Below are 1,901 nucleotides of genomic sequence, written 5' to 3' on the forward strand. Positions count from 1 at the left end.
TTGTTGGGACTGCAAAGGTAGAAATCTTTTTCGTTTTGTCAAGCTTTTTCTTTTTTATTTTTAGAAAGTTTGAATTCCTTTCTGAAGCTTAACAATACTCCTACTTTACATCCTTTCAATCCTCAGCACTTATCCTTTTCTCTGTTTCCCTTCCTCCGAAGCGGGATGCAAAAGTAGGAAAATTATCCCGTCTGCCAAACAATATCACACTAATAATTGTATACATTCCCTAACTGCATGATTTCCAACACGAAATACTTTCATAGATAGTGTAAAGCATACACAAACTATAGCTATTTCCCCTCTAAATTAATCCGGCAACATCCTTTCAGCTTATTCCAAATACGCCCGACAACAGCATATTTATTAAATTAAACAACGTAAACAATGAAAAATTAAAAGATCAATACCCGAAATGAATGTAATACTATCTAAAATAGATCAAAATACTTTGATCAAAACATGAAATAAAAAGATAGCTCATATTGATAATTATAGAATGATACCTATTTTATTAAGATTTTGGATAACCCTCGCTATCTGTATAATGATTATATACTTTTTTCAGCCAATTTCTTAATGATAGTATCCCAGGTATACTTATTAAAAATCATTTTTCCAGCGCTATCATATTTTGCGATTACCTGAGGCGACAGATCCATGTTAGCTATAAGTGTCCACTGATCACATACTGGCATATAGAGTTTATACAAATTATAAATGCCCCTGTAATATCTGCGTCTGATCACATTCTCAGGAATATGGTGACCACCTTTACTTACGCGTTTCGCCACACGTGCTATAGCCAGCTCCGGAGAACCTAACCAAAAATATAAGAGACTAACTTTATAACCCGCTTGTTGTGCCTGTTTAATCAGCGACACATAACTTCGGGTAGATAACGTGGTTTCAAAAGCAAAATCAACCTGGGCAATCATCAATTCACGGATACGTCTAAGCATAATCCTTCCAGATTCAAGAGCTACACTTTCAGGATTAAGAGGAGATAGGCCATGGGCGATATTATCCGCATTCACAAACTCCATACAATTTAGAATTTCTGGCAGAATAGTATAACTGGCAGTTGTTTTCCCTGAACCATTACAACCTGATATGATATATAGATCAGGCATGATAGATTCCTCCCTTATCAATAACTGGCTTACTAAATCCCAGCCAATAACGGAATTCTATAGGAATATCAAATGGTAAACAGAGAATTGATCGTTTCATCAATTATAAAGATAGAAATTATCTTATTGATCAGACAAATGCTTATTCAATATGACTTGCCCTTATTTAATTTTGAACCAGGCAAAAAATCCAATTACTCCGGAGAAGGTATGGAATATCCCGCTTCTGCACTGAAAAAAAAGTTCCACAAGTGATTAGCACAACTTAGTGATTCAATTCTTTTCAAACTATTACATATGTCCTACACCCATCATCAATGGGATGGCAAAAAGAATTTTGCCAGGTATAGCAGAATGTATGATTCCGATGGCAAAGAGATAGTAAAAACAAACTACGCTATACAGGCCAGTGCTGCCGCAGGTTTAACGACTACTATTGATGACCTCTGCAAATTTGCATTAGAAGTTTTAAACGGAAATCATATATCTCATACGTTAAACAAATAAATGATAAAAACACAAACCATAATTAATCAAAATCTCCAGCAAGATTTAGGGTTGTGTGTAATCAATAGTTTGTCAAATAATGAATGTGCACTTAAACATAAGGGGAATGATCAGGGAATACCATTATTAAACTTACTTCCACAAACTGAAGTTATAACATAAAAAAGTCCTATAACAAGAAAAGCCTGTAGTTTCCTACAGGCTTTCTTTAAGATTTGGCACCGACCTACTCTCCCACGTGTTACCGCAGTACCATCGGCT

The 1,901-nt window shown here is 35.1% G+C and carries 2 protein-coding genes; one reads left to right on the forward strand and one right to left on the reverse strand.

Features of this window, described 5'->3' with window-relative positions:
* Positions 1 to 551: 551 nt before the first annotated feature.
* On the reverse strand, positions 552 to 1,133 hold the full coding sequence (locus tag HDE70_RS27075; protein WP_183892400.1) for a zeta toxin family protein: 582 nt from the start codon (positions 1,131 to 1,133) through the stop codon (positions 552 to 554).
* Positions 1,134 to 1,430: 297 nt separating this feature from the next.
* Here HDE70_RS27075 and HDE70_RS27080 point away from each other — a divergent pair, with 297 nt between their 5' ends.
* Complete coding sequence (locus HDE70_RS27080) at positions 1,431 to 1,640, forward strand: hypothetical protein (RefSeq protein ID WP_183892401.1); 210 nt, start codon at positions 1,431 to 1,433, stop codon at positions 1,638 to 1,640.
* Positions 1,641 to 1,901 lie beyond the last annotated feature (261 nt).

Origin of the sequence: Pedobacter cryoconitis, from assembly GCF_014200595.1 — a bacterium.
Lineage (GTDB): Bacteria > Bacteroidota > Bacteroidia > Sphingobacteriales > Sphingobacteriaceae > Pedobacter > Pedobacter cryoconitis_C.